Raw genomic sequence first — 24,020 nt, 5'->3', positions numbered from 1 at the left:
AGGACTACAGATGAAACAAAAACAATACCTCAGATCATGGGGAACACTGTTGGGCCTCTGCTTGTGTCTGGCCTTTGGGCTGCAGGCCAACGACGCTGTGCTGCCGGATTGGCTGGAACAGGTGAAACAACAAAAAGCTCAGCAACCTGAACAAATGTTGGTGGTATTACAACAACATCAGGCAGCTTACGGTGAGTGGGACAACGAGTTGCAGGTGCAATTTTTATTGCAGCTCTCTGATGTCTATGAGAGTTTAGGTAAACACCAACAGCAGTATGAAGTGGCTGAACGTGGCCTGGCTTTGCTCGGTGAGCGTCGTGATTTAACCACTATAGAGTTCTGGAATAACTTAGGTTTTTCCCTTGAAATGCAAAGTCAGTATCAGCAGGCCCTGCATTATTATTTGCAGGCTTCAGCGCTCGCTGCCCAATTAAAAGCCGATAAATTGCATATTGAAGCCGATATTAATATCGCGGCCATTTACAGTATTCAGGATAAAACTCAGGAAGCACTGGCGCTGCTGAAGAGCTGTTATGACAGAGCTGTACTGCTGAACGATCCTGAAAGTCTGGCTTATGTAAATGCTGAGCTTGGCCTGCTTTATGTTGGCCTGGGTTTTGATAAGGAAGCCATTCAGTTTATGGAAAATGCCCTTAGTGGCTATGAAGCTTTAGGCTGGCAAAAAGACAAAATGGACGTGTTGTTTAATTTAGCCAGAAGTTACAGCTACACAGAACAATATGACAAAGCCATGTTACGTTATGATCAGTTACTGCAACTGGCGATAGCGCAGCAGGATCATGCCAATTTATATTTTGCTTATCTGGGTTTGGCATCGACCAGTAAAGACAATGGCAAGCTGGATGTTGCTTTGGCCTACATCGAAAAAGCCGAGCAGTATTTACCCAATTTGCAGTCAACTTATCAAAACTCGATGCATCATTATGAAAAAGCGCTTATTTATCGTGAGTTAGGTCAGATTTCTTTGGCCAGCCAGCAACTGGCTCAGGCAGAACAAAGCTTAAGTAAAGAAGAAAACAATGCTAACCAGTCCAGTGTGCTGTGGATTTTGAATCTAAAAGCCAGGCTGGAAGCTGATTCAGGGCGTTATCAAAAAGCTTATGAACACCTGGATCAGTTTTTTAAGGGTTATCACAAGTTACGTAATAAAGAGCATGAGCTGTCAGTAGAAAAACTGCGCTTAGGTTTTGATACAGAGCGCCAGCAAGCACAAAATGAACTGCTGGCCAAAGACAATGAATTACAAGCGCTGCGTTTGCAGGAAGCTGAACGTAAAAGACAAATTCAGTGGTTATGGATAGGGCTGTTTGGTTGCACCAGTTTAGTCTTGCTGGTGTTATTACTGTGGCAGCTGGCTCGCCGCCAGGCCCAGTTACAAGCTCAATCACAAGCGCAGTCACAAGCAAAATCGCTTGAAAAACAACAGAATCAGGCTGGTTAACGGAAGCTAAAAATGACAGATATTATGATATCCAATGAAGGGACGGAGCAGCTGCCGCTGCGCCGTTTTACTGAAGAAGCCTACCTGAATTATTCGATGTACGTCATTATGGATCGGGCTTTGCCATTTATTGGTGACGGTTTAAAACCAGTACAGCGCCGTATTATTTATGCGATGTCAGAACTGGGTTTATCACATCTGGCGAAATACAAAAAATCAGCCCGTACTGTGGGTGATGTTTTAGGTAAATTCCACCCTCATGGTGACAGCGCCTGTTACGAAGCTATGGTGCTGATGGCTCAACCTTTTTCTTATCGTTACCCGCTGGTCGATGGTCAGGGTAACTGGGGGGCGCCTGACGATCCAAAGTCATTTGCCGCCATGCGTTATACCGAAGCTAAGTTATCCCGTTTTAGCGAAGTTTTACTCAACGAACTGGGGCAGGGCACAGTGGATTGGGTGCCAAACTTTGATGGCACTCTGGACGAACCCCGCACTTTACCTGCGCGTTTACCCCATATTCTGCTGAACGGCGTGACAGGTATAGCCGTTGGTATGGCAACAGATATTCCGCCGCATAATGCGCGTGAAGTGGCCAATGCCACCGCCTTTTTGCTGGATAACCCAAAAGCCACTATCCCGGATCTGATGCAGTATATTCAGGGGCCGGATTATCCAACGGACGCTGAAATCATCAGCCCGGCGCACGAGCTGCAGGCCATTTATGAAACAGGCCGTGGCAGTATTAAAATGCGTGGTTTGTATCAGCTGGAAGATGGCGACATTATCATCACAGCTTTGCCGCATCAAACTTCAGGCTCAAAAGTGCTGGAACAGATCGCAGCTCAGATGAATGCGAAAAAGCTGCCTATGGTCAGTGATTTACGTGATGAGTCTGATCATGAAAACCCAACCCGTATTGTGATAGTGCCTCGCTCAAACCGCATAGACGTTGAGCAACTGATGGCGCATTTATTTGCCACAACGGATCTGGAAAAAAGCTATCGCGTGAATTTAAACATTCTGGGCCTGGATCAGCGGCCAAGGGTGAAAAATTTACTGGAAATTTTATCTGAATGGCTGGTGTTCCGCCGCGACACAGTGCGTCGTCGTCTGCAGTTCCGCTTGGATAAAGTGCTGGATCGTTTACATGTATTAGAAGCTTTGTTGATTGCGTTTTTAAATATCGACGAAGTGATTAAAATTATCCGCGAAAACGATCAGCCCAAGCCGGTGTTAATGGCGCATTTTGGTATTACTGAACGTCAGGCAGAAGCCATACTGGAATTAAAGTTACGTCACTTAGCTAAGCTTGAAGAGATGAAAATCCGCGGCGAACAAGCCGAGCTGGAAAAAGAGCGTGACTACTTAGAAGGCATTTTAGGTTCAGAGAAAAAGCTGACCAAACTTATTCGTGAAGAACTTCTTGCTGATGCTGAAAAATATGGCGACAACCGCAGAAGCCCAATAGTGATGCGCGAAGAAGCCAAAGCCTTAAGCGAAAAAGAATTACTGCCAAGTGAGCCTGTTACCGTCGTACTGTCGGAAAAAGGTTGGGTGCGCTGCGCCAAAGGCCATGATATTGATGGCAACAGTTTGCAATACAAAGCCGGAGATGGCTTTAAAGCAGCGGCTTCTGGACGAAGTAACAGATATGCCGCCTTTATCGACTCATCCGGTCGCAGCTTTGCCGCTGAAGCCCATGATTTACCTTCAGCCCGTGGTCAGGGCGAGCCATTAACAGGCCGCTTTACCTTAGTGGCAGGGGAAAATTTTGAACATGTACTGATGGCGGAAGACAGCCAGAAGTTATTGCTGGCAAGTGATGCAGGTTATGGTTTTGTTGGCACCTTCGCCGATTTAGTCAGCCGTAATAAAGCCGGTAAAGCTGTATTAACCTTACCAACTGGCGCTAAGGTATTGGCTCCAATTCCTATTAAAAATCCGGAAACAGATTTAGTGGTGGCTATCAGTACCGAAGGCCGCATGCTGGTATTCCCTGTTGCCGATTTACCACAACTGAGCAAAGGCAAAGGCAATAAGATTTTGTCTATTCCATCAGCCCGTGCCGCCAGTCGTGAAGAGTATCTGAAACTCTTAACTGTAGTGCCTGCTGCCACAGCTGTGACTTTAGTGGCGGGTAAACGCAAAATGACCATCAAGGTGGATGATTTAGCGCATTACATAGGCGAACGGGGTCGTCGTGGTAACAAGCTGCCGCGTGGCTTACAGCGTATCGATGAGCTGTTAACAGGTGAAGTGGCTGGCGATACAACGGAATAGCGTCTTGCGCTGTTATATGGATAAATTGTAGAGGCGAGGTTTATCCCCGCCCGTCTGGAATTACAATTCGATCCCGAACGTGAAACAGATCAAACCAGACTTATTGTGCCAAACCGTTATACTCAGGCCCTTGTAAAATACAGGGGCTTTTTTTTGTGTTAGCTATTCTACGTTTGGTGCTGGTCGCCATTTTTATTGTATGCAGTGCCTTAGTGGGTTTGCTGATCTGTCTGGTTCGTCCTTTTTATGTTCCCAACGCTGCTTTGTTTGCCAGTTGGTATGGCTGGGCCGCCTGGATTTTTGGTTTAAAAGTGGAAGTGCGTCAGGCTCCTGAAGTGACAGCTGCTATGCCTTGTGTGTTTTTGGCTAATCATCAGAACAACTACGATTTATTTACCATCAGCAAAGCTTTATTGCCAGGTACTGTGACCATAGGTAAAAAAAGCCTGAAGTGGATCCCGTTTTTTGGTCAGTTGTATTGGCTTAGTGGCAATATCCTGATCGACAGAGCGAACAAGTCGAAAGCTGTGGGCACTATGCAAGGTGCTGTAGATCGTATAGTGCAGGACAAGGTGTCTGTTTGGGTATTTCCTGAAGGTACCCGTAGTTATGGCCGTGGTTTATTGCCTTTTAAAACCGGCGCTTTTCATATTGCACATCAGGCCAAAGTACCGCTGGTGCCTATCTGTATGAGTAACACCAGCAAGGTGCGTTTAAACAAATGGAACAATGGCAGAGTGATTATTGAAATCATGCCGCCTGTATATCCTGAAGCAGGAATTCCGGCCCGTGAGCTGGCTGAAACAATACGGCAACAGATGGCAGATAAGATTAAGCTGCTTGATAGCGAAGTGGCAACCGACTACACTGCCGACTCATTGACTGTCACGGGGTAATATCATGGAAAACTGGCAAGAATTTACTGAAGACACCATAGCTGCACTGATGGAAGATGGCAGCGATCCGGATGCGGAATACACCATCGAACACCATTTTTACCATGAAGATTTTGCCCGCTTAGAAAAACTGGCTGTTGAAGTCTTTAAATTAGGCTACGAAGTCACAGATGCTGAAGAAGTTGAATTTGAAGAAGGCGGCACTGCCTGGGTATTCGACGCTATTCGTGAACAATCTCTGGACGGCGCCAGCATTACAGCAGACGCCATCAAACTGGAAGCCTTAGCGCAGAAGTTTGGTGTGGAATACGACGGCTGGGGCACCTATTTTGAAGGTGGCGAAGAGGGCGACGACGAAGACTTCGACGATGAAGACGAAGAGGACGGCGAAGAAGCTCCACGTCACTAAGTAAAACCTGTTTTTACCTATTCAGATCTCTACTCTGTTGGGATCAAACAAAAAGGCCAGAGCTACAACTCTGGCCTTTTTCTAATACAGTCTTATATTTCTTTTTCGTCTAACCTTGCTACTTTAAAGTATTTTAAGTTATTAATTGGCTCTGCTTTAATGCTTAAAGACATACAGATGTCTTTAAGGAGAACAGAGATGGCGGCTAAACACCTGGTACATTGGTTAGACTTGTGGCTGGATAAACTTGAATTGCTCGTTAACAAGATTGAACTGGGCGAGCCGGATCCTTCACAAGCTCAGAACAATCAAAACCAGCCTTAATTCAGTTATTCAGTTGTTAAACTGCGGCTTCACTTTCATAGCATCGCTCCAGCCTTAGGCCAGTCAGTTGTTCTGATATCGAAACACTTGAACCTAGATGTTGTGCCATTTGATGTTGTAAACTCTGGTAGCAATGTAAAAACCAAGCTGGACCGTAACTCAATCGTTTGACGCCCAATGCTGCTAATTGTGTTTTATCAGGCAGATTCGCCAACCACATCAAATTGATTGGTATTTGAATGGCCTGACATAACTGCTGTATAGCCAAGGGTTCTGTCAGACATGGAATAAAGAGCCCATCAGCTCCTGCGGCTTGATACAAAGCTGCACGTTCCATACAGAGCTCAACAGCAGTTTGCCCCTCCGCCAACCCAGCCAGATAAATATCAGTTCTGGCATTAATAAATAACTCCTTACCAGCCAGTGCTTCACGACAGCTGCGAATTTTGGCGCAAAGTAACTCCGGGCTTTCACTGCCATCTTCCAAATTGATACCTGCAACACCTAAGGCCACCAGCTGTACAACCAGTCTGGCAACCTCTTCAGGATCCTTGCTGTACCCCTGCTCAATATCAACAGACAAGGGTAACTTATTTACCCTTTGGATCCGCTTTATTGCAGCCAGAAGCTCGACAACAGGTAAGTGTTCACTATCTTTATACCCCAAAGACCAGGCCAAAGCCGCACTGGATGTGCCAAGGGCTTTTGCTCCTTGCTGTTGCGCTAAAACGGCACTGGCCGGATCCCAGATGGTGGCAAGGAGTAAAGGGGGCGTTTGTTGGTGAAGCTGGTGAAAGTAGGAGGGCATCGGGTTTATCCTGTTTAATGACGAAACTCATACTAAAGCGCCTTTGCACTTTTGTCTGGCCAGTTCCGGCACTGAACAGCACATCCTGCGGATATAGTCGCAACAGGCTTCCGGCCTGCGCCAGAGGCGAAGGCGTGATAACGGCGAAATGCCAAACTGTTGGCATTTCGAAAGACCGTTATCACCCCGACAGTTGCGACATACCGTCCTTCCACGGACATCGTCGAATATATGCTTCCGGCCTGCGCCAGAGGCGAAGGCGTGATAACGGCGAAATGCCAAATTGTTGGCATTTCGAAAGACCGTTATCACCCTGCATTTTCGACATACCGTCCTTCCATGGACATAAAAAAGGCAGCCGAAGCTGCCTTGAGTAGAGTTAAGCTGCTTAGAAACGATAACTCAAATCGGCATAATAAGAGCCGCCGTTAAAGCCAAAAGGAGCATTGGTGTTCGGGTAAATAAAGATACCGTTGAAGCTGTTGATCGTCGGTTGTTTATCCGGATAGGTATCAAACAGGTTGTTGGCACCAAAACCAAAACGTAATTGATCCGTCAGCTCATAGTGGAAGGTTAAATCTACAGTGGTTTTGCCGCTGTAGGTTTTATCTCCGGTGGCATAGCCAATAGTGTAAGGACCAAAGTAGTTTAGCCTCAGATTGGTTTGCAGCTGTTTATAATCCTGTGTCAGGCTCCAGACTGCCCCTTTGTTTGGGTTGGCTTTGGTTAAGCGAACCTGTTCAACCCGATCAAAAAGTTTGGTTTCCAGGCCATCCAGCAAGGCAGGAACCCGAATCGCATCTATGCTGGTATCGTTGTACTGAGCGCTGAAAGAGGTTTTCCATTCGCCCCATAAACCTGCGTCCCACTGATAGGCGGCTACAGCTTCCAGACCCTGAGTGGTGGTGTCTACTGCATTGGTAAAGAAGCGCACAGAGTTTGCTCCTGAATCGCCCAGAATCTCCGCTAAGGCAGCACTGTCGGCCCGGCCAACACTGCCCGTCAGTATCACTCGGTCGTCCAGTTCAATACGGTAAGCATCCAGCGTAAAGCTAAAGCCATCGTCGCCCTGAAAGGTAATGCCAGCACTGAAACTTAAGGCCGATTCAGCCTGCAAATCACCCTGACCTATAGCGCGGGTCACAGCTGAAATATTGTTAAAAGTACCGGACTCAGTTGGAGTCAGTACACCAGTTTGTGGATCGGCGACAAAAAGTGTCGACAGGTTGGAGAAATACAGTTGCTGCACACTAGGAGCACGGAACGCATCGTTTGCTGTGGCGCGCACTGCCCATTGCTCGGTTAACTGATAACGGCCAGACAGTTTCCAGCTGGTATCGCTGCCAAAGTCGGAATAGTCTTCCTGCCGCAGTGCTGCTCCCCAGGTGAAATCATCAGTCAGAGCGTTTTCCAGCTCCAGATAAAGGGCGGTATTGTGGCGCGATTCATCCACTTCTGATGCTGGCGTAAAACCACCAAAACCCTGAATACCACCGGCTTTATTCTGATAACCATAATTGCGCCATGACAACTCTTCACCCGCATTAATCTGGTAGCTGTTATGACGGCGGCTGAGGCCTGTGGATACCACCAATTCTGAGTCGTTGATAAAGCTGTATCTTTTGCTGGCATCTATATTAAAGTTTTGCTCGGCATTCACCAGCTCGCCGGCATAAGCGCTGCTTGGGCTGTTTGGGCCAAAAGATGCGTTCAGCGAGTTATTGACATAATATTGGAAACTGCTTTGACCTGTACCTGCAGACAAATCCAGTCGCCAGTCGGCAAGATCAAATTTAACCCCAGCAGTGAGAGAGTAATCGCCTGATTCCGGGGCTATTTCCGGCAGATAACCGTCAGGGTAAATTTCCGGGATATTACGGGCATCTTTGGCAATACGATAAAAAGCGCCTGAAGCTGATTCTCTGTGGCTGGCACCACCAAAAGCATACCATTCTGTAGTGCCGTGTTCGTAACCTGCGTTAATAAAGACAGACTGTTGCTTAAATGCGGCATCACCCACTTTGTGGCTTAAGCGGTTAAAGCTGGCTTCACGTGGGTCTGGTGCGCCGTTGATCGGGTTGTATTGTTCACGGGGATCTAAGCCCGCTCTGTTGGTGCCGTTTTTGTGTTGCTGTTCAACACTGAAATTGACAAAACCTGTGTCGGCAAAACGAAAGCCTGAATTCAGCGATGCTTTGTAGTATTCACCATCTCCTTCATAGGTCTGGCCAGCGCTGGCTGCGACTTCACCTGAACCCGCCTGATCTTTCAGTACTATGTTAATGACACCCGCAATAGCATCTGAACCATACTGAGCTGCGGCGCCGTCACGTAATACTTCAATACGTTTAATAGCTGAGACAGGGATAGTATTCAGATCCACGTTTGAACTGCCACGGCCCATAGTGCCGTTTAAGTGAACCAAAGCTGTGCCGTGCCGTCTTTTACCATTGACTAAGACCAGCGTATGGTCAGGTGACAAACCACGTAAACTGGCTGGTTTTACTGCATCTGAACCATCAGTAATAGAAGATGTTGGGAAGTTAAAGCTTGGAACCAGCATTTGCAGCGCCTTTGCGGTTTCCAGCGCTCCTGTACCTGCCAGTTGAGCTTCATCAATAATATCGACTGGTGAGCTGGTTTCAGTGGCCGAACGCACTGATAAACGGCTGCCAATAACAGAAATTTTTTCGACCTCGGCCTGTGCCTGCTGCGCCAGAGTACTGCCGCTATAAGTGCCGCTGATCAGTGCCAAAGCGATAGCGGAGGCCAGTGGAGTTTTTATTGTCATGTTAAATCCTTTTTTGATCTGCTGTTTTGGGATCATACCCAATCTTTTATGTAAATATTTTAATAAATTGTGATTTTATATTTCAAATGGATATAAACATTTCACTTTATTAGATAAAAGCCTTGTTCCTTTTGGTTCTGGCTTAGAACTGAACTGAATAGGTCGGAATGCAGACAGCCCCTATACTGGCGGCCTTTACAGCGCGGAATTATTTATGAAAAACATCAGTTTAAACTTAGCCCTCTGGCAACAGGTGTTACTTGCTATGGTACTGGGGGTGGTAGCAGGTTTAGTCTTAGGCGCCGATGCTCTGGTATTAAAACCCTTGGGTACTGCCTATATCAATGCCATTAGAATGCTGGTGATCCCGCTGGTGTTTTTTAGTCTGATTTTAAGTATCACCTCACTTGGGCAAGGTAAAGGCTTAGGTCGTATAGCCAGTAAAACAGTGGGTTTGTTTTTATTAACAGCCTTGATTGCAAGTCTTATAGGCCTTGGCGTTGGCACTGCTTTTCAATTTGAAGCCGGCCAGAATTTAGTGGCTGCACAAGTGACTGAAAAAGTCATACCTCCTGTCAGTCAGGTGCTGGTGGATTTAATACCAGCGAACCCTATTGCTGCTATGGCGCAAGGCCAGGTTTTACCTGTGATGTTGTTTGCTATTTTGTTGGGGCTGGCGCTGCGTAATATTGGTGAAAAAGGCGCTGCCATGCTTGCTGTGGTGCGTTCCGGTGCCGATATGATGTTTGAAGTTACCCGCCTGGTATTGTTGTTTACCCCAGTGGGGGTTTTTGGTTTGATAGCCTGGGTGGTTGGTACTTATGGCTTAGAGATGCTGCTGCCTTTGGGCAAATTTATTCTGGCTATTTATCTGGCTTGCCTGCTGCATATAGGTCTGACCTATGGTGGCCTGGTGCACTTTTTCAGTTCAATGAAAGTGACTGATTACTTCAAAGCGATCTTCCCTGTGCAGCTGGTTGCCTTTAGCACCTGCTCCAGTTATGCCTCTTTGCCTGCCAGTTACAAAGCTGTGACTGAAGATCTGAAGGTATCAAAAGACTATGCCGGTTTTGTATTGCCTTTAGGCTCAACCATTAATATGGATGGTTGTGGTGGTATTTATCCGGCCATAGCCGCTATTTTTATCGCCAGCTTATATGGCATTGAACTGCAGTTTATTGATTATCTGTTGATCGTTGGCACTGCTACTTTGGCTTCTTTAGGCACTGCTGGTGTACCAGGCACTGCGCTGGTGATGCTGACCGTCACTTTATCCGTAGTAGGGTTACCGCTGGAAGGCATTGCTTTTATCGCTGCCATAGACCGTATTATCGATATGGCACGCACTACGACTAATGTCACAGGCGACACTATGGTGGCTTTAGTGATCGCAGAGCAGGAAGGTTTGCTGACAGATCCTCTGACAACAGAAGACTTAAAAGACGACCGCGCTTTTACAAAAGCGCTGTCAGAAACCGCGGTTAGCTGCGAAATTCGCAGCTAACTTTTATAGTTTGGCGAGAGCCTGTGCCAAGTCGGCAATTAAATCATCGGCATCTTCAACACCTATACTCAGGCGAACCAGATTATCGGTGACGCCAGCTCTTTGTCTGTCTTCTGCTGTCATAGCGGCATGAGTGGTGCTGGCTGGATGACAAGCCAGACTTTCCACATCACCCAGGCTCACGGCCTGAGCGAATAATTGCAGGTTATTTAAAAACACTGCAGCTTTGGCAAAACCACCTTCGATATCAATAGCCACCATGCCACCAAAACCCGTGGCGGTGTCGGCTATAGCCCTATGCCCTGGATGGTTGGCGTGGCCCGGGTAATAGACTTTAGCCACTTGAGGCTGAGCTGCTAAAAAATCAGCGACTTTACGGGCGTTGTCGATATGAGCATCCATCCGTAAGGTCAGAGTTTTTACGCCACGTTGCAGCAAATAGGCTTCCTGTGGGCCTATAGGCGAACCTATATGTTTTAGCGCCACAGTGCGGATTTTCTGCATCAGTTCGCTGCGTCCTGCCACTATGCCAGCAATAATATCGCCATGACCAGACAGGTACTTAGTGCCGCTGTGCATCACAATATCAGCACCAATTTCCAGAGGGCGGAATAAATAAGGCGTTAAAAAGGTATTGTCACAAATCACCAATGCACCCACTTTACGCGCTGCTTCCACCACAATGCGGGTGTCTATCACTTTTAAAGTAGGGTTGGTGATGGGCTCAAATAACACCACTTTGGTGTTGGCTTTCACCCGTTCTGCAAAGTCCTGATCGCTGCTGTAGCGGCTTAAGGTGACGCCAGCGCGGGTTAAGGTATTACGTAAAAAGGCATCAGTACCGCCGTAGACAGGGTCGATAAAAGCCACTTCATCACCTGCATTGGTCAGCGCATACATAATAGCGCTGACAGCGGCCATACCGCTGGCGACTACTAATGCTTCGTCTGCCCCCTCCAAAGCTGCTAATTTTTGCTCTAAGGCTGCAGTGGTTGGGTTGGCAAAACGACTGTAAACATAACCCGGATTCTGACCCGAAAAACGGGCCTGACCTTCTTCGGCTGTGCCGTAACTAAAGGTGCTGGTGAAATACACCGGCGTGGCTAAAGCGCCGGTGCTTGGGTCGGGTTGCTGTCCTGCATGAATACTTAAAGTACGAAATTTCATAGTGAACCTTGGTTGTTTTTATTTTTTGTTTATACACAAATAGTGCTTTGGCTGAGCTTAGACAACTTTCGCCAGTTCCGCATAATGGGCCGCTGCCACATCACGGTGTGAACGTAAGCGTCCTTTTAGCACATTTTGACCCACCTGATAAAACAATGGGTTATTTGGATCGCTGGCCGGACCCTTAGCTTCGTCAGCTAAATGAGACGGTAATTGCAATAAAGGCACTGTGGCATCCAGTTGCGCTGCCATAAAAAAGGCACAGGAATAACGTTCAATGCCTGAATTTGGGCTGACCACACGGTGTAAGGTGGCTTTTAAATAACCGTTGGACGCCAGTTCCAGCAGCTCGCCAATATTGACCACAAAAGCGCCAGGCAAAGGGGCAACACTGACCCAGCCTTGTTCGGTTTCTACTTCTAAACCGGATTGATCATCCTGCACGACCAAGGTCAGATAACCCGGATCTTTATGAGCGCCCACACCTTGTTTGCTGTTGGATGCTTTGGCATCCACACCAGGATAACGAATAAGCTTCATATGCTGATAAGGGCCGGCTTTGATGCTGTCATCTAAGGCATCAGAAGGTTGCTGTAACGCCAGCATTAAAGCGCGCATCAGTTTCACTGTGATATCTGATAACGACTGCTGCCAGTTCAGCAATTCAGTTTGCATTTGTGGTAAAGCTGTTGGCCATTGGTTTGGGCCAATTAAACCTTGCCAGGCCGGGCTGATATCCGTTTTGGCGGGCACGGCTTCTTCACGCATGATATCAAACTGCTCGCGTATATCCGGCTGACCCCGGGTTAATTCACCACCTAAACCCGTGTAACCACGAAAATGCGGCGAGTGGATCATCTGCACTTGTTGTTTATCGGCCAGTGGCAGCGAAAAAAACTGTTTTGCCAGAGCTAAAACCTGCTGTTGTTTCTGTTCAGTCTGACCATGACCTGTCAGGTAAAAGAAGCCCACATCACGGGCAGCTACACGCAGTTGCTGAATAAAACACTGTTGCTCAATAGCTGTGCCATCCATCATGCTTAAATCCAGCACAGGTAAAGCCCTGCTGGCCTCTTGTGTAGTATTGCCGGATAAAAACTCTTGTGTTGACTGAAGCATAAGTACCCCGATGAGCTTAAATTTATACTGACCAGGCCCGGAAACAAGGCTGCAGGGCTGGCAGAAAGTGAGCGCATTCTAGGCCTCTGCAAAACCTTAAATAACTAATGGATTGGTCTTGTATAGATGAATTAGAAATAACCGGATGTCTGGATAGTTAGCGGTCTTTAAGCATAAAAGTCTTACTATCTAAAATTTTATGGAATAAAGGAATGGTCACTTATGCTTTTCAAGCAAGTCCTTTGCTAACTGGCTTATTTATAACAATATTTCGTAAAAAGTGGATAGAACGTATAAAGCTGTACGTTTTTATGGATTAAAAGCCTGAGCGTTTCTATATCGCTAAAAGTTATAACCAAGATAAATTTGGCCTGTAGCTAGATACAACAAAGGCACCATCAGGTGCCTTTGTTCATACTGAATTACCTGTTAAGCAATCAGGATAAAACCGACAAACGCCAGAGTGGCTGCTATTAATGCATAAGGCAGCTGAGTGACGGCATGCGACACCAGATTACAGCCTGAACCCTGAGCTGCTAATACAGTGGAGTCACTGTAGAAACAGGCCTGACTGCCAAAGGATGCTGCGGATAACAGCGCACCAATGACCAATGGAATATCTGCTTCTACTGCATAAGCCAAAGGCATCACAATAGGAATAGAGACCGCAAAAATGCCCCATGACGAGCCTGTAGCAAAAGACAGAATCGCCATAGCTAAAAACACAATAGCTGGCAGCATTTGTGCCGTCATATAAGGTGTCAGGTTTTCAATCACATACTGAGGCAGTAATAACTTGTCACAGACATCTTTAAAGATAAAAGCGGCGACCACAGTACAAATGGCTGGCAGCATGGTTTTAAAACCATTCATCATCACTTCCATCATATCGCCTAAAGACATCAGGCGCTGATAGCTGTAAAACACAATAGTCAGCACTAAAGTAACCAACAAACCTTTAAGTACGTCTATATCAAAGTAGATGGTAAAACCAATCAGCATCAGCATAGGCACTATAAAGTTGCGTAATTTGCCTTGCTTGTTGCTTTCTTCAAATTCCTGTTCCATCGCATGCACAGCATACTGATCACCAGCTGGTACATTCTGACCCTGCACATGATGGTGACTGGCTGAAGCTTCGACACTCACCTCTGGCAAAGCATCCAGAGGGGTACCATTTTGCGCTGCCAGTTCTGCTTTTTTCATTGGGCCTATGGCAGGCATTATTTTTAAGGTCACCAGCAACACCAGAGTGACGGCTAACCATGGGTACAGCATATAAGGAATGGCTTGCATATAGACTTCAATACCATTGCCTGCTTCAGCCACTTTGTTATCTTCCAGTAAGCTGCCAAAAAAGATAGCCCAGGTAGAGATAGGAATAATGACACAAATAGGCGCAGCCGTAGAGTCGACTATATAAGCCAGCATCTGGCGGGAAATTTTGTATTTGTCAGTGACTCTTTTCATCGCTTCACCCACGCTTAACGCATTGAGGTAATCGTCGATAAAAATAATGCAGCCTAAAACAAAAGTCATAAACATGGACGATTTAGGTCCGGTCGCCAGCTTAGAGGCCGAACGACCAAAAGCCACAGCACCGCCCGTGTGGATCAATAATCCAATCAGTGAACCAAAACCACCACACACCAGAATCAGCCAGCCAATGGTTTCATCCTGCATGACGTTTTGCGATATCTCAGCGAAGGTATTCAGTAACTCAAGAGGTTGAGTCGGGAACAGCATCAGCAAACCTGCAACAGCACCCACAACTAACGACAGAATGGGTCGTTTCAGCCAGATGGCAACAGCCATCACAACAACTGGTGGGATCAAACTAATGGCACTTGGTGAATCCATTAAAGGGTTCCTTCACAAAGCCTGGCATTGCCAGAAAAATAAAAGCCAACCGCAGTAGCATAGCTTATTTGCTTACGTACGGAGTGTTTGGGGTTGAGCTGCCAGAGCCCGGGACTGAAAGTGATTGCTTATGGCGCAATTTCATCAGATCAGGGTAAACAACAGAATGAATTTACACGGGTTAAATTCAGGCGCGCAATAATAACAAAAAAAATGTTTTGTACAATATTTGTATAACGATGAAAAACAGATATGGATTTGATGTAAGGCTTTGAATTCAAATTAAAAAGCACTGTCAGCTTTGGTGGCAGTGCTCAGAAAATTATTTAGCCGGAGTGATCAGTTCTAACTTATTTAACACATCAGCGTTAAAGCTTAATTGCACAGACTTTTGTGCTGCTTCCTGAGTTTTTACTAATTCAGTTAAAGTAGGGTAGCTGGCAGACAATACAGTCACGTCGTATAACCACAAGGTTTTGCCATCTTTTTCTGTTTTGCTGGCTGGTTCACCCAGTTTTTCAGCAATGGCAGCCTGAGTTGATTTACCTTCAGTTAAACCTAAAGCTGTACGTACTGAAGTATTTAAAGCTGCAGTTTTAGCGCTTTCTTTAGTTTCGTTCAGCGTGCTGCCTACACTATCTTTAACGGCATTTAACCAATCAGCCTGAGCTGGAGCTGCGGTCACTACTAAAGCAACGAATAAAGCGCTTAACTTAAATTTCATCATGTCTCTTCCATTTGAGAATTAATCAGGGAACCTGCAACTGCTTGCTGCAGGCGGCGCGGATGGTATAGCAGATTGAGCTTTAGTCCAAGTTTTTTACCTAAACTTTACATAGTTTTGCGATGGACTGAAGATGAAGCAGGCGCCATTCGTAAATAGAATCACAAAAACTAAAGAATTAGTTGCATTATGAAAGCTGCTCGGCTAGATTAAAACTAATTCTTTAGTAGGTTGTTTTTTATTGGGTAGCAGACATGGCCAGAACAAAATCCGTCGAGCTTACAAGCGCAGAGCAAAAAATCATGCAGGTGTTATGGCAACATGGCCCGAGTTCAGTCAAAGACATCGCAGCAGAGCTAAACAAAGATGCTGCTGTTGCTTACACCACGGTACAAACCTTATGTCGCATTCTGTTTGATAAAGGCCATGTCGATTGTGAAAAACAGGGCAAAGCTTTTATTTACCGGGCGACTACAGTGCAACAGGAAGCCCGCAGTCAGGCTTTAAGTACACTGCTGCAGCGTTTCTTTGGCGGCTCTCCGGCTTTGCTGGCACAACATCTGATAGAGCAGCAAGAATTAACGCCAGAGCTTGCTGATGAGTTGCAGGCGCAAATTAATGCTCACTCAGCCAAGGCTGCACAGGGAGACTGATCATGCTGGAATTTAGCTGGTTGTTGTTTTATCTGGTTTTACATCTGCTGTTGGCATTAGTAACAGTGCCATGGTTGTATTGGCTTAGCCAAAGCTCATGGCGGCCTGCGCCGCACTGGATGTTGCGCTTGTGGACTGCATTGGCGGTGCTGTTGTTTGTAGTACCTGCTGTTTTATTAAGTGAAGGCGCTGAGCAAATTGCTCCGCAGCAATGGTTTAACGCTGAGATCTCTGTTTTACAGCAACAGCTTCAGTTACCTGAAGTCACAGCCGCTGCAGAGATCGAACCGGCTTTAACTCAGCGCTGGGCTCTGGCGCCACAGCTGTTTTATTTGTTTGTCCCTCCAGCCTGGTGGTTATTGATTATTCCTTTGGGCAGTTGTTGGCAGATAAGAAGATTCAGCCAAAGTTACAGCGCGAGCCGCAAGTTGTGGTCACAGGCTCAGCCCCTGAGCTTGCCAGATCCAGCTCACCACAAGCCATCACTGTATCAGCACTCTGCCATTGATAGCGCTATGCTGGTGGGACTGCGTCAGCCTCGAATTATCCTTCCTGCATTATGGTTAAAGAGTTTGTCTGAAGAGCAGTTGCAGCATGTGATTGCTCATGAGCGTATGCATTGGTGTCGAGGCGATCTGGCGGCTTTTTATCTGCAACAATTATGTGCAGTGCTGTGCTGGTGGAGCCCGCTCTGGGGCTTAATCTGCCGGCAACTTAATCAATACCGAGAATTAAGTTGTGATGCTGCTGTAACGGCGCAATTAACGCAGCCCCATAGGTATGCCCAAACCTTACTGGATTGCAGCAAAGCGGATTGCAGTAAAATGAACCGCAGAGGTCAGCCAGCAATACTGGCCATGCCATGGCAGCAACAACCTTTGTTAGCACAAAGGATCCGTTTTGTGTTGCAAGGCTCTGCAGGCAAAATCACACCACAAAGTTGTGCTTTGCTTATTGCATTGTCTTTGTCTGTAGCCACAAGCTTAGTTCTGGCCCAGCGTGCTCAGGTGGCCAGGTTACCAGCTGAATACGCCCAGCTTAGCCTGACTGAATTTACTCAGTTGCAACAACTGCTGAAAAAAGTGCGGCAGCGGGATTTAGCTGAAGTGCGTCAACTACTTGCTTTGGGTTATCCGTTAAATGCCGCTATGCCGGGCGAAGGTACGGCATTGATGTTGGCTGTACGAGCCAAGGATAAAGCTATGGTTGAATTGTTACTTGCTGCTGGTGCTGATGTGAATTTGAGCAGCAGGCGGGATGGCAACCCGCTGATTATCGCTGCCCAGCTTGGCAATCTGGAGTTAGCTCGAAGGCTGGTTCAGGCCGGGGCTAATGTGAATGCCATAGTACTGGCGGATGAAACACCACTGATTAATGCCAGTTATATTGGCGATTTGGCGATGGTGCAGTACTTGGTTCAGCAAGGCGCCAGGGTTAATCTGAAAGTGGAAGCTACGGTTATGGATGGCAGTGAACTGCGCTCGCCACTCAGCAGGGCTTCTACTGCCGAGGTCAGAGCTTATCTGCTGGATCAGGGGGCAACCCCCTAGAACAAAACTGCTTTTAATTAAAGACTCAGAATTTCGGGCCTTGTATGCCTGCTGGCGAAGCTTTGCCCAAAACCATGGAAAACGATAAAACTAAAGGACAAAACCAATGAAAAAAAGACTAATAGGTGCGGCAGTTGTGTTGCTGGCTGGGGCTGCAGTGGCATGGGAGCTGTTGTCTGGCTGGACAAATTTATCGGCAAAGTTGTCAGCGGGGGTACCAGAGCAAACAAAAGTGTATCAACCAGAGTTTCAGGTCTCTGCAGAACAAGCCATAACTGCACTGAAGCAAAGTCAGCAGCAAGGTCAGTTTCCGGCTTTGACCGCTGCTGTAGCATGGCGTGGCCAGTTGTTATGGGCTGGAGCTGTGGGTTATGCCGATTTGGAAAGTCAAAAGCCAGCCAGTATTGAAAGTCAGTTTCGAATTGGCAGCACATCAAAGGCGGTGACCGCCACTGCATTAGCCAGAGCCATGGCCGCCGGCGTTATAGAATTGGATACTCCAATCAGCCGCTATAAAACCGACCTACCCAATTCGCTGTGGCAGGATTTAACGTTACGGCAACTGATGTCACACACAGCGGGTTTTCCTGGCTATAAAGAAAACACCGACTGGATTGGTGCGGTACAAACGTTATTAAAGCAAGCCGAGTTTCATGATGTGCATGATGCTTTGAGCTTGTTTGATGAAAGCAAACTGCTGTTTCCGGCAGGCACAGATTTTCATTACAGCTCTTTTGATGTCAATCTGGCCAGTGCTGTATTGCAAAGTGCGGTACAAACACCATTTTTACAGTATCTGGATGCGCAAGTCAGTCAGCCACTTGGCTTGTCCTCTCTGGCCGCTGCTGAGCAGCCATCACCCCATCAGGTCAGCTTTTACATGACCCGTGATGGTTATGCCAAAAAACACAGAGAGGTGAATTTAAGCCAAAGATGGGCAGGCGGTGGCCTCGCCGCCAGTTCAGTCGATTTAGCAGTGTTAGGCTCAGCCTGGTTTAACTCAGACTTTATTCCTGCGGCAGTACAGCAGCAATTCTGGACTCCACAAAAATTGCGCAATGGCGAAGTCAACGAGCAGTCTTATGCTTTGGGTTGGCGTAACTTTTCGCAAAAACATTTGTTTTGTGACAAAGAGAATCCGCTGAGCCGTACCGTCAGTTTTGTGCACCATGGCGGTGTGTCCAGCGGTGCACAAAGCTGGTTAGTTATTTATCCGGAGTTGCAGCTGGTGGTGGCGATGAATACCAACACAGTCAAAGAGAACTACTGCGATTTTGCTAAACAGGCTGCTTTGATCACCAGACCTTTTTTACAGCAGATAGCACCGGAATGGGTAAACAAAACATCGACGCTTTAAGCATTAAAAAGGCGACCCGCAGGTCGCCTTTTGTCTTTCTAAGCAATTGATAGTTAAATCGCAGCTATTTGTTCCTGCTGGGCTTTTAACTTCGTAATAGCTTCCAAAGCTTCTGCCAGTTTTTCACGCTCTTTTGCTAAAACCGCTTCAGGCGCTTTAGCCACAAAACCTTCATTTGCCAGTTTACCGGCAACACGGTCATGTTCCTGCTGAGCTTTTTCCATTTGCTTGGCAATACGGGCCAGTTCAGCTTCTTTGTCGATAAGGCCAGCCATAGGGATCAGAATATCCATTTTGCCCAAAAGCTGAGCGGCACAAGCTGGTGCTGTGTCGCCATCGGCTAATACAGTAATGGCTTCTAACTTCGCCATATTCTGCAGGAAGGCCATATTGCTTTGTAAACGGCGACTATCGTCTGCAGTCAGGTTACGCACTAATACAGACAATGGTTTGCTTGGCGCTATATCCATTTCACCCCGTACGTTACGGATAGCAACGATAAAGCTCTTCACCCATTCCAGATCAGCAGTAGCAGTTTCATTCACCAGCGCCTGATTAAATTCAGGGTAAGCCTGCAACATAATGCTGTCGCCGGCGCTGATGTCAGTGCGAACCATAGGGGCTACGCGCTGCCAAATTTCTTCAGTGATAAATGGCATGATAGGGTGCATTAAACGCAGCAGCGATTCCAGCACTGTCAGTAAGGTATGACGGGTGCCACGTTGCTGAGCTTCGGTGCCTTTAAACAATACAGGTTTGGTCAGCTCTAAATACCAGTCACAGAACTGGTTCCAGGTGAACTCATACAGCGTATTGGCCGCCATATCAAAACGGTAGCTGTCTAAATAACCACGGAACTGAGTGATAGTTTGCTGATACTGGCTGATGATCCAGTGATCGGCTAATGACAGCTCCATTTCACCGCCACCATTGCCGTTAACAGAGAGACCGCAATCTTTTTCTTCGGTCATCATGGTGACGTAACGGCTGGCGTTCCACAGCTTGTTACAGAAGTTACGGTAACCGTCTAAACGTTTCATATCCCAGCTGATATCACGGCCTGTTGAAGCCAAAGCCGCTAAAGTGAAACGCAGCGCATCTGTACCGCTGGCTTCAATACCTTCAGGGAATTGCTTTTTGGTCTGGTTGCCAATTTTTTCGGCCAGCTGTGGCTGCATCATATTGCTGGTGCGTTTCACCAGTAAATCTTCCAGACTGATACCGTCAATCATATCCAGCGGGTCAATCACGTTGCCCTTGGATTTTGACATCTTGTCGCCGTTTTCATCACGAATAAGGCCAGTCACATACACAGTCTTAAAGGGCACCTGAGGTTTGCCATTTTCATCTTTGATGAAATGCATCGTCATCATAATCATCCGGGCAACCCAGAAGAAAATGATGTCAAAACCAGTGACTAACACGTCGGTCGGGTGGAAGGTTTTTAAATCTTCAGTGTTGTCCGGCCAACCTAAAGTAGAGAAGGTCCACAGCGCTGAGCTGAACCAGGTGTCCAGTACATCGTTGTCCTGACGTAATTTCACGTCATCGGCTAACTCGTGCTTAGCTCGCACTTCAGCTTCATCACGGCCTACGTAGACTTTACCTGTTTCGTCGTACCAGGCAGGAATACGGTGACCCCACCACAGCTGACGGCTGATACACCAGTCCTGAATGTCACGCATCCAGCTGTAGTACATGTTTTCGTATTGCTTAGGCACAAACTGAATGTCGCCGTTTTCCACAGCTTCAATGGCAGTTTTTGCCATAGGGGCAACACGCACATACCATTGATCTGTCAGTAATGGCTCAATCACTACACCAGAACGGTCGCCGTAGGGCAGGGTGTTATTGTGATCTTCTACTTTGTCCAGAAGGCCAGCGGCATCAAAAGCAGCCACTATGGCTTTACGGGCAGCGTAACGCTCAAGGCCCTGAAATTCAGCAGGGATTTCAGCATTGTGCGCCGGGTTTGCTTCACCATTGGTAAAGAAACATTCGCCTTCAGTGCGGATAGTGGCATCGGCTGTCATCACGTTGATCATGGGCAACTGATGACGTTTACCTACTTCGTAGTCGTTAAAGTCATGAGCTGGGGTGATTTTGACACAGCCCGTGCCTTTGTCTTTATCAGCATGTTCGTCGGCCAGAATGGGAATACGGCGATTCACCAGTGGCAACAGCACTTCTTTACCAATCAAAGACTGGTAGCGCTCATCGTCCGGGTTGACTGCAATACCAGTATCACCCAGCATGGTTTCTGGACGGGTAGTGGCTACTACTATGTAGTTTTTGCCATCAGCTGTGGTCACGCCATCGGCCAGTGGATAACGTAAGTTCCACAGATGGCCTTTTTGTTCTTTGTTTTCTACTTCTAAATCAGAAATAGCAGTGTGAAGCTTCGGATCCCAGTTCACCAGGCGTTTGCCACGGTAAATCAGGTCGTCCTGATACAAACGCACAAAAACTTCCTGTACGGCATTCGACAGGCCAGCGTCCATAGTGAAACGCTCTTTGTCCCAGTCGACTGAGTTGCCTAAACGGCGCATTTGTTCAGTAATGGTGCCACCTGATTCGGCTTTCCATTCCCATACTTTTTCAATAAAAGCTTCGCGGCCCATGGCATGACGGTCTGGTTTGCCTTCGGCTGCCAGTTTACGCTCCACCACCATTTGCGTGGCGATACCAGCGTGGTCAGTCCCTACTTGCCATAAGGTGTTTTTGCCCAGCATACGTTTGTAGCGGGTTAAGGCATCCATAATAGTTTGCTGGAACGCATGGCCCATATGCAGGCTGCCGGTCACGTTTGGTGGTGGGATCATGATGCAATACGCACCATTGCTGTTATCACCACTTGGCTTGAAATAGCCTTTGCTTTCCCATGCCTGATACATGGCTTGTTCAACTTGACTCGGGTTAAATGTCTTTTCCATCTTCGTTACCTGAAACTCTCACTAAAAACGCAGGCCGGCCATCAGAGCTGCACTGTTTGCGGGGTTAACCCCGACTGGCGATAAAATTTAAATCGTTCCCGCGCCTGAACCTTTAACTGTTCTTCGGCTGGAACAAATTCGATAATGTGTTGAAAACGCTGACTAAAAGGCGGCACTGTTGCCGACAGGTTAATTAAAACCGGCCTCGCGTTACCTGGAGGCAGCCAGCTGATTTCCACCGGAGCGCCTCGTGCAGGGCCTTCGCCCGCCAGATTGTGTGGCACAAATCGCTCTGGATCAAAGCGCCATATTACCTCATCCAGCAGTTCGGCGTCCGCCTGATTTTGGCAGAACACAAAAACCCGCTGTCCGGCCTGATAAAAATCAGCGCAGAGTTTTGCAGCAACATGAAAAAAAGCTGGCTCTGACGCCAGCTGTGATTCAGCTTCTGCTGCCATTTCCGGCAGCAGATAAAAACTGACTTGAGGCACTGTTATCCCTCGATGTCGGTTCCGACACGGTTAATTAAAAACTGGGTCAACATAGCCACAGGACGGCCAGTCGCGCCTTTGTCTTTACCACCACTGCGCCATGCAGTACCGGCAATATCCAAATGCGCCCAGTTGTATTTACGGGTGAAGCGCGACAGGAAACAAGCTGCGGTAATAGTACCGGCGGCACGGCCACCTAAATTACTGAAGTCCGCAAACGGGCTTTCCAGCTGATCCTGATAGTCATCCCACAAAGGTAAACGCCAGGCTCTGTCACCACTTTGATCTGAGGCATTTAATATTTCATGCGCCAGCGGATTATGGTTACTTAATAAACCTGAAGCGTGTTTACCCAAAGCAATGACACAAGCGCCCGTTAAGGTGGCAACGTCAATCACCACATCCGGGTCAAAACGCTCGACATAAGTTAAAGCATCACACAACACTAAACGGCCTTCAGCATCTGTGTTTAACACTTCAACCGTCTGACCTGACATAGTCGTTAAAATATCACCAGGGCGATAAGCGCGGCCATCCGGCATATTTTCAGCGCCAGCCAGCACAGCCACCATATTAATAGGCAAACCTAAGCTAACCACTGCATGCATAGTTCCCAGCACTGAAGCTGCGCCACACATGTCGTATTTCATTTCGTCCATCGCATCGCTTGGCTTTATGCTGATACCACCGGTATCAAAGGTTAAGCCTTTGCCGACCAACACCACAGGCGCGCTATTATCCATAGCGCCGTTGTATTTAATCACCGCCATTTTGGCTTCGTTTTCCGAGCCACGGCCCACAGCCACGTAAGAGTGCATACCCAAAGCTGTCATTTCAGCAATGCCAAGCACTTCCACTGATACTTTGTCGTGTTGGGCTAATGCCACAGCCTGATCCGCTAAATAAGCAGGAGTACAGATGTTTGGTGGCATATTTGACACGTCTTTACAGACTTTGATACCAGCAGCCACAGCCAAACCATGTTCAACGGCTTTTTCGCCTATGGTTAAATCGCGGCGGGTCGGCACGTTAAAAACAATTTTACGCAGCGGGCGACGGGTTTCGTCTTTACGGCTTTTCAGCTTGTCGAATACGTACAAACAATCCTGGGTGGTTTCTACCGCATGACGTACTTTCCAGTAGGTGTCGCGGCCTTTTACATGCAGCTCAGATAAGAAACACACAGCTTCCATTGAGCCGGTTTCATTTAAAGTGCTGATGGTTTTGGAGATGATTTGGCGGTACTGGCGTTCGTCCAGTTCACGCTCTTTACCACAACCCACCAAGAGTACACGTTCACTCAGTACGTTCGGTACATGGTGCAATAACAACATCTGGCCGGGTTTGCCTTCTAAATCGCCCCGGCGTAATAAATTGCTGATGTAGCCTTCGCTGATTTTATCCAGCTGTTCGGCAACCGCTGACAAGCGGCGCGGCTCATAAACGCCGACAACGATACATGCACTTCGTTGTTTTTCCGGACTACCGCTTTTTACGCTGAACTCCATGCTCACTCCTGATTCTAAGACTTTCGGCCACTATACCAAGTTAGTTCGGTGGTACAGTGGTCTTCTGTGTGATGATATTTTGTCCGGCTTTACAAAAAAGCTCGGATTTATCGCCACTTTAGTCAATAATAATTGCTGTAAACATCCAGTTTACTTAAAAATCGTCAGGGTTCCAGCAAAA

At 47.2% G+C, this 24,020-nt stretch carries 18 protein-coding genes; 9 read left to right on the top strand and 9 right to left on the bottom strand.

Annotated elements, in window-relative coordinates; translation table 11 throughout:
• The first annotated feature begins 10 nt into the window (after nt 1–10).
• From RHEIN_RS03880 to RHEIN_RS21340, 5 genes are all read left to right on the top strand, one after another.
• Complete coding sequence (locus RHEIN_RS03880; protein ID WP_008897668.1) at nt 11–1,462, top strand: tetratricopeptide repeat protein; 1,452 nt, start codon at nt 11–13, stop codon at nt 1,460–1,462.
• Between the two features lie 12 nt (nt 1,463–1,474).
• Complete coding sequence (parC, locus tag RHEIN_RS03875) at nt 1,475–3,745, top strand: DNA topoisomerase IV subunit A (RefSeq protein ID WP_008897667.1); 2,271 nt, start codon at nt 1,475–1,477, stop codon at nt 3,743–3,745.
• Nucleotides 3,746–3,900: 155 nt separating this feature from the next.
• Nucleotides 3,901–4,641 carry a 1-acylglycerol-3-phosphate O-acyltransferase gene (locus RHEIN_RS03870; protein ID WP_008897666.1) on the top strand — a complete coding sequence of 247 codons (741 nt, stop codon included), beginning with the start codon at nt 3,901–3,903 and terminating at the stop codon, nt 4,639–4,641.
• A 4-nt stretch (nt 4,642–4,645) separates the two neighbouring features.
• A complete protein-coding gene (rraB, locus tag RHEIN_RS03865) occupies nt 4,646–5,050 on the top strand; it encodes a ribonuclease E inhibitor RraB (protein ID WP_008897665.1) in 405 nt (134 codons plus the stop codon).
• A gap of 198 nt (nt 5,051–5,248) precedes the next feature.
• Nucleotides 5,249–5,374 carry a hypothetical protein gene (locus RHEIN_RS21340; RefSeq protein WP_008897664.1) on the top strand — a complete coding sequence of 42 codons (126 nt, stop codon included), beginning with the start codon at nt 5,249–5,251 and terminating at the stop codon, nt 5,372–5,374.
• Between the two features lie 16 nt (nt 5,375–5,390).
• Here RHEIN_RS21340 and RHEIN_RS03860 read toward each other — a convergent pair whose 3' ends face one another.
• Together RHEIN_RS03860 and RHEIN_RS03855 are read right to left on the bottom strand one after the other, a co-directional pair.
• Nucleotides 5,391–6,182, bottom strand: coding sequence for an isocitrate lyase/PEP mutase family protein (locus RHEIN_RS03860; RefSeq protein WP_008897663.1), 792 nt, complete (start codon nt 6,180–6,182; stop codon nt 5,391–5,393).
• Nucleotides 6,183–6,570: 388 nt separating this feature from the next.
• Nucleotides 6,571–8,973 carry a TonB-dependent receptor plug domain-containing protein gene (locus RHEIN_RS03855; protein WP_008897662.1) on the bottom strand — a complete coding sequence of 801 codons (2,403 nt, stop codon included), beginning with the start codon at nt 8,971–8,973 and terminating at the stop codon, nt 6,571–6,573.
• A 214-nt stretch (nt 8,974–9,187) separates the two neighbouring features.
• Between RHEIN_RS03855 and RHEIN_RS03850 the strand changes: the two genes are divergently transcribed.
• On the top strand, nt 9,188–10,477 hold the full coding sequence (locus tag RHEIN_RS03850) for a dicarboxylate/amino acid:cation symporter (protein WP_008897661.1): 1,290 nt from the start codon (nt 9,188–9,190) through the stop codon (nt 10,475–10,477).
• A gap of 3 nt (nt 10,478–10,480) precedes the next feature.
• On the opposite strand, the gene RHEIN_RS03845 is transcribed toward RHEIN_RS03850, so the two are convergent.
• The 4 genes from RHEIN_RS03845 to RHEIN_RS03830 all read right to left on the bottom strand — a co-directional run bounded on the left by RHEIN_RS03845 (nt 10,481) and on the right by RHEIN_RS03830 (nt 15,350).
• The gene (locus RHEIN_RS03845; RefSeq protein WP_008897660.1) at nt 10,481–11,644 is read right to left on the bottom strand and encodes a trans-sulfuration enzyme family protein; all 1,164 of its coding nucleotides are present in this window, start codon (nt 11,642–11,644) and stop codon (nt 10,481–10,483) included.
• A gap of 57 nt (nt 11,645–11,701) precedes the next feature.
• The gene (locus RHEIN_RS03840) at nt 11,702–12,763 is read right to left on the bottom strand and encodes an isopenicillin N synthase family dioxygenase (protein WP_008897659.1); all 1,062 of its coding nucleotides are present in this window, start codon (nt 12,761–12,763) and stop codon (nt 11,702–11,704) included.
• 429 nt (nt 12,764–13,192) lie between these two features.
• Nucleotides 13,193–14,623 carry a Na+/H+ antiporter NhaC family protein gene (locus RHEIN_RS03835; protein ID WP_008897658.1) on the bottom strand — a complete coding sequence of 477 codons (1,431 nt, stop codon included), beginning with the start codon at nt 14,621–14,623 and terminating at the stop codon, nt 13,193–13,195.
• Nucleotides 14,624–14,945: 322 nt separating this feature from the next.
• Complete coding sequence (locus RHEIN_RS03830) at nt 14,946–15,350, bottom strand: hypothetical protein (protein WP_008897657.1); 405 nt, start codon at nt 15,348–15,350, stop codon at nt 14,946–14,948.
• A gap of 251 nt (nt 15,351–15,601) precedes the next feature.
• On the opposite strand from RHEIN_RS03830, the gene RHEIN_RS03825 reads away from it, so the two are divergent.
• From RHEIN_RS03825 to RHEIN_RS03815, 3 genes are all read left to right on the top strand, one after another.
• Nucleotides 15,602–16,000, top strand: a complete 399-nt coding sequence (locus RHEIN_RS03825) for a BlaI/MecI/CopY family transcriptional regulator (protein WP_040554439.1) — start codon at nt 15,602–15,604, stop codon at nt 15,998–16,000.
• Nucleotides 16,001–16,002: 2 nt separating this feature from the next.
• The gene (locus RHEIN_RS03820) at nt 16,003–17,550 is read left to right on the top strand and encodes a M56 family metallopeptidase (protein WP_008897655.1); all 1,548 of its coding nucleotides are present in this window, start codon (nt 16,003–16,005) and stop codon (nt 17,548–17,550) included.
• 106 nt (nt 17,551–17,656) lie between these two features.
• On the top strand, nt 17,657–18,907 hold the full coding sequence (locus RHEIN_RS03815) for a serine hydrolase domain-containing protein (protein WP_008897654.1): 1,251 nt from the start codon (nt 17,657–17,659) through the stop codon (nt 18,905–18,907).
• Nucleotides 18,908–18,960: 53 nt separating this feature from the next.
• Here the strand turns inward: RHEIN_RS03815 and RHEIN_RS03810 are convergent, their stop codons facing one another.
• The 3 genes from RHEIN_RS03810 to pepA are packed head-to-tail and all read right to left on the bottom strand — an operon-like array spanning nt 18,961 to nt 23,839.
• The gene (locus tag RHEIN_RS03810; RefSeq protein ID WP_008897653.1) at nt 18,961–21,840 is read right to left on the bottom strand and encodes a valine--tRNA ligase; all 2,880 of its coding nucleotides are present in this window, start codon (nt 21,838–21,840) and stop codon (nt 18,961–18,963) included.
• Nucleotides 21,841–21,881: 41 nt separating this feature from the next.
• A complete protein-coding gene (locus RHEIN_RS03805) occupies nt 21,882–22,331 on the bottom strand; it encodes a DNA polymerase III subunit chi (RefSeq protein ID WP_008897652.1) in 450 nt (149 codons plus the stop codon).
• Nucleotides 22,332–22,333: 2 nt separating this feature from the next.
• Nucleotides 22,334–23,839: a leucyl aminopeptidase gene (pepA, locus tag RHEIN_RS03800; protein WP_008897651.1), complete on the bottom strand. Its 1,506-nt coding sequence runs from the start codon at nt 23,837–23,839 to the stop codon at nt 22,334–22,336.
• Between the last annotated feature and the right edge of the window lie 181 nt (nt 23,840–24,020).

Origin of the sequence: Rheinheimera sp. A13L, assembly GCF_000217935.1 — a bacterium.
Classification (GTDB): domain Bacteria; phylum Pseudomonadota; class Gammaproteobacteria; order Enterobacterales; family Alteromonadaceae; genus Pararheinheimera.
Note: the sequence above shows the minus strand (reverse complement) of the source record. Positions and strands in the feature narration are given on the sequence as shown.

Excerpts from the sequence above, each read along its gene's own strand:
- RHEIN_RS03880 (WP_008897668.1), top strand. The coding sequence starts at position 11 with ATGAAACAAAAACAATACCTCAGATCATGGGGAACACTGTTGGGCCTC.
- parC (WP_008897667.1), top strand. The coding sequence starts at position 1,475 with ATGACAGATATTATGATATCCAATGAAGGGACGGAGCAGCTGCCGCTG.
- rraB (WP_008897665.1), top strand. The coding sequence starts at position 4,646 with ATGGAAAACTGGCAAGAATTTACTGAAGACACCATAGCTGCACTGATG.
- RHEIN_RS21340 (WP_008897664.1), top strand. The coding sequence starts at position 5,249 with ATGGCGGCTAAACACCTGGTACATTGGTTAGACTTGTGGCTGGATAAA.
- RHEIN_RS03860 (WP_008897663.1), bottom strand. The coding sequence starts at position 6,182 with ATGCCCTCCTACTTTCACCAGCTTCACCAACAAACGCCCCCTTTACTC.
- RHEIN_RS03855 (WP_008897662.1), bottom strand. The coding sequence starts at position 8,973 with ATGACAATAAAAACTCCACTGGCCTCCGCTATCGCTTTGGCACTGATC.
- RHEIN_RS03850 (WP_008897661.1), top strand. The coding sequence starts at position 9,188 with ATGAAAAACATCAGTTTAAACTTAGCCCTCTGGCAACAGGTGTTACTT.
- RHEIN_RS03845 (WP_008897660.1), bottom strand. The coding sequence starts at position 11,644 with ATGAAATTTCGTACTTTAAGTATTCATGCAGGACAGCAACCCGACCCA.
- RHEIN_RS03840 (WP_008897659.1), bottom strand. The coding sequence starts at position 12,763 with ATGCTTCAGTCAACACAAGAGTTTTTATCCGGCAATACTACACAAGAG.
- RHEIN_RS03835 (WP_008897658.1), bottom strand. The coding sequence starts at position 14,623 with ATGGATTCACCAAGTGCCATTAGTTTGATCCCACCAGTTGTTGTGATG.
- RHEIN_RS03830 (WP_008897657.1), bottom strand. The coding sequence starts at position 15,350 with ATGATGAAATTTAAGTTAAGCGCTTTATTCGTTGCTTTAGTAGTGACC.
- RHEIN_RS03825 (WP_040554439.1), top strand. The coding sequence starts at position 15,602 with ATGGCCAGAACAAAATCCGTCGAGCTTACAAGCGCAGAGCAAAAAATC.
- RHEIN_RS03820 (WP_008897655.1), top strand. The coding sequence starts at position 16,003 with ATGCTGGAATTTAGCTGGTTGTTGTTTTATCTGGTTTTACATCTGCTG.
- RHEIN_RS03815 (WP_008897654.1), top strand. The coding sequence starts at position 17,657 with ATGAAAAAAAGACTAATAGGTGCGGCAGTTGTGTTGCTGGCTGGGGCT.
- RHEIN_RS03810 (WP_008897653.1), bottom strand. The coding sequence starts at position 21,840 with ATGGAAAAGACATTTAACCCGAGTCAAGTTGAACAAGCCATGTATCAG.
- pepA (WP_008897651.1), bottom strand. The coding sequence starts at position 23,839 with ATGGAGTTCAGCGTAAAAAGCGGTAGTCCGGAAAAACAACGAAGTGCA.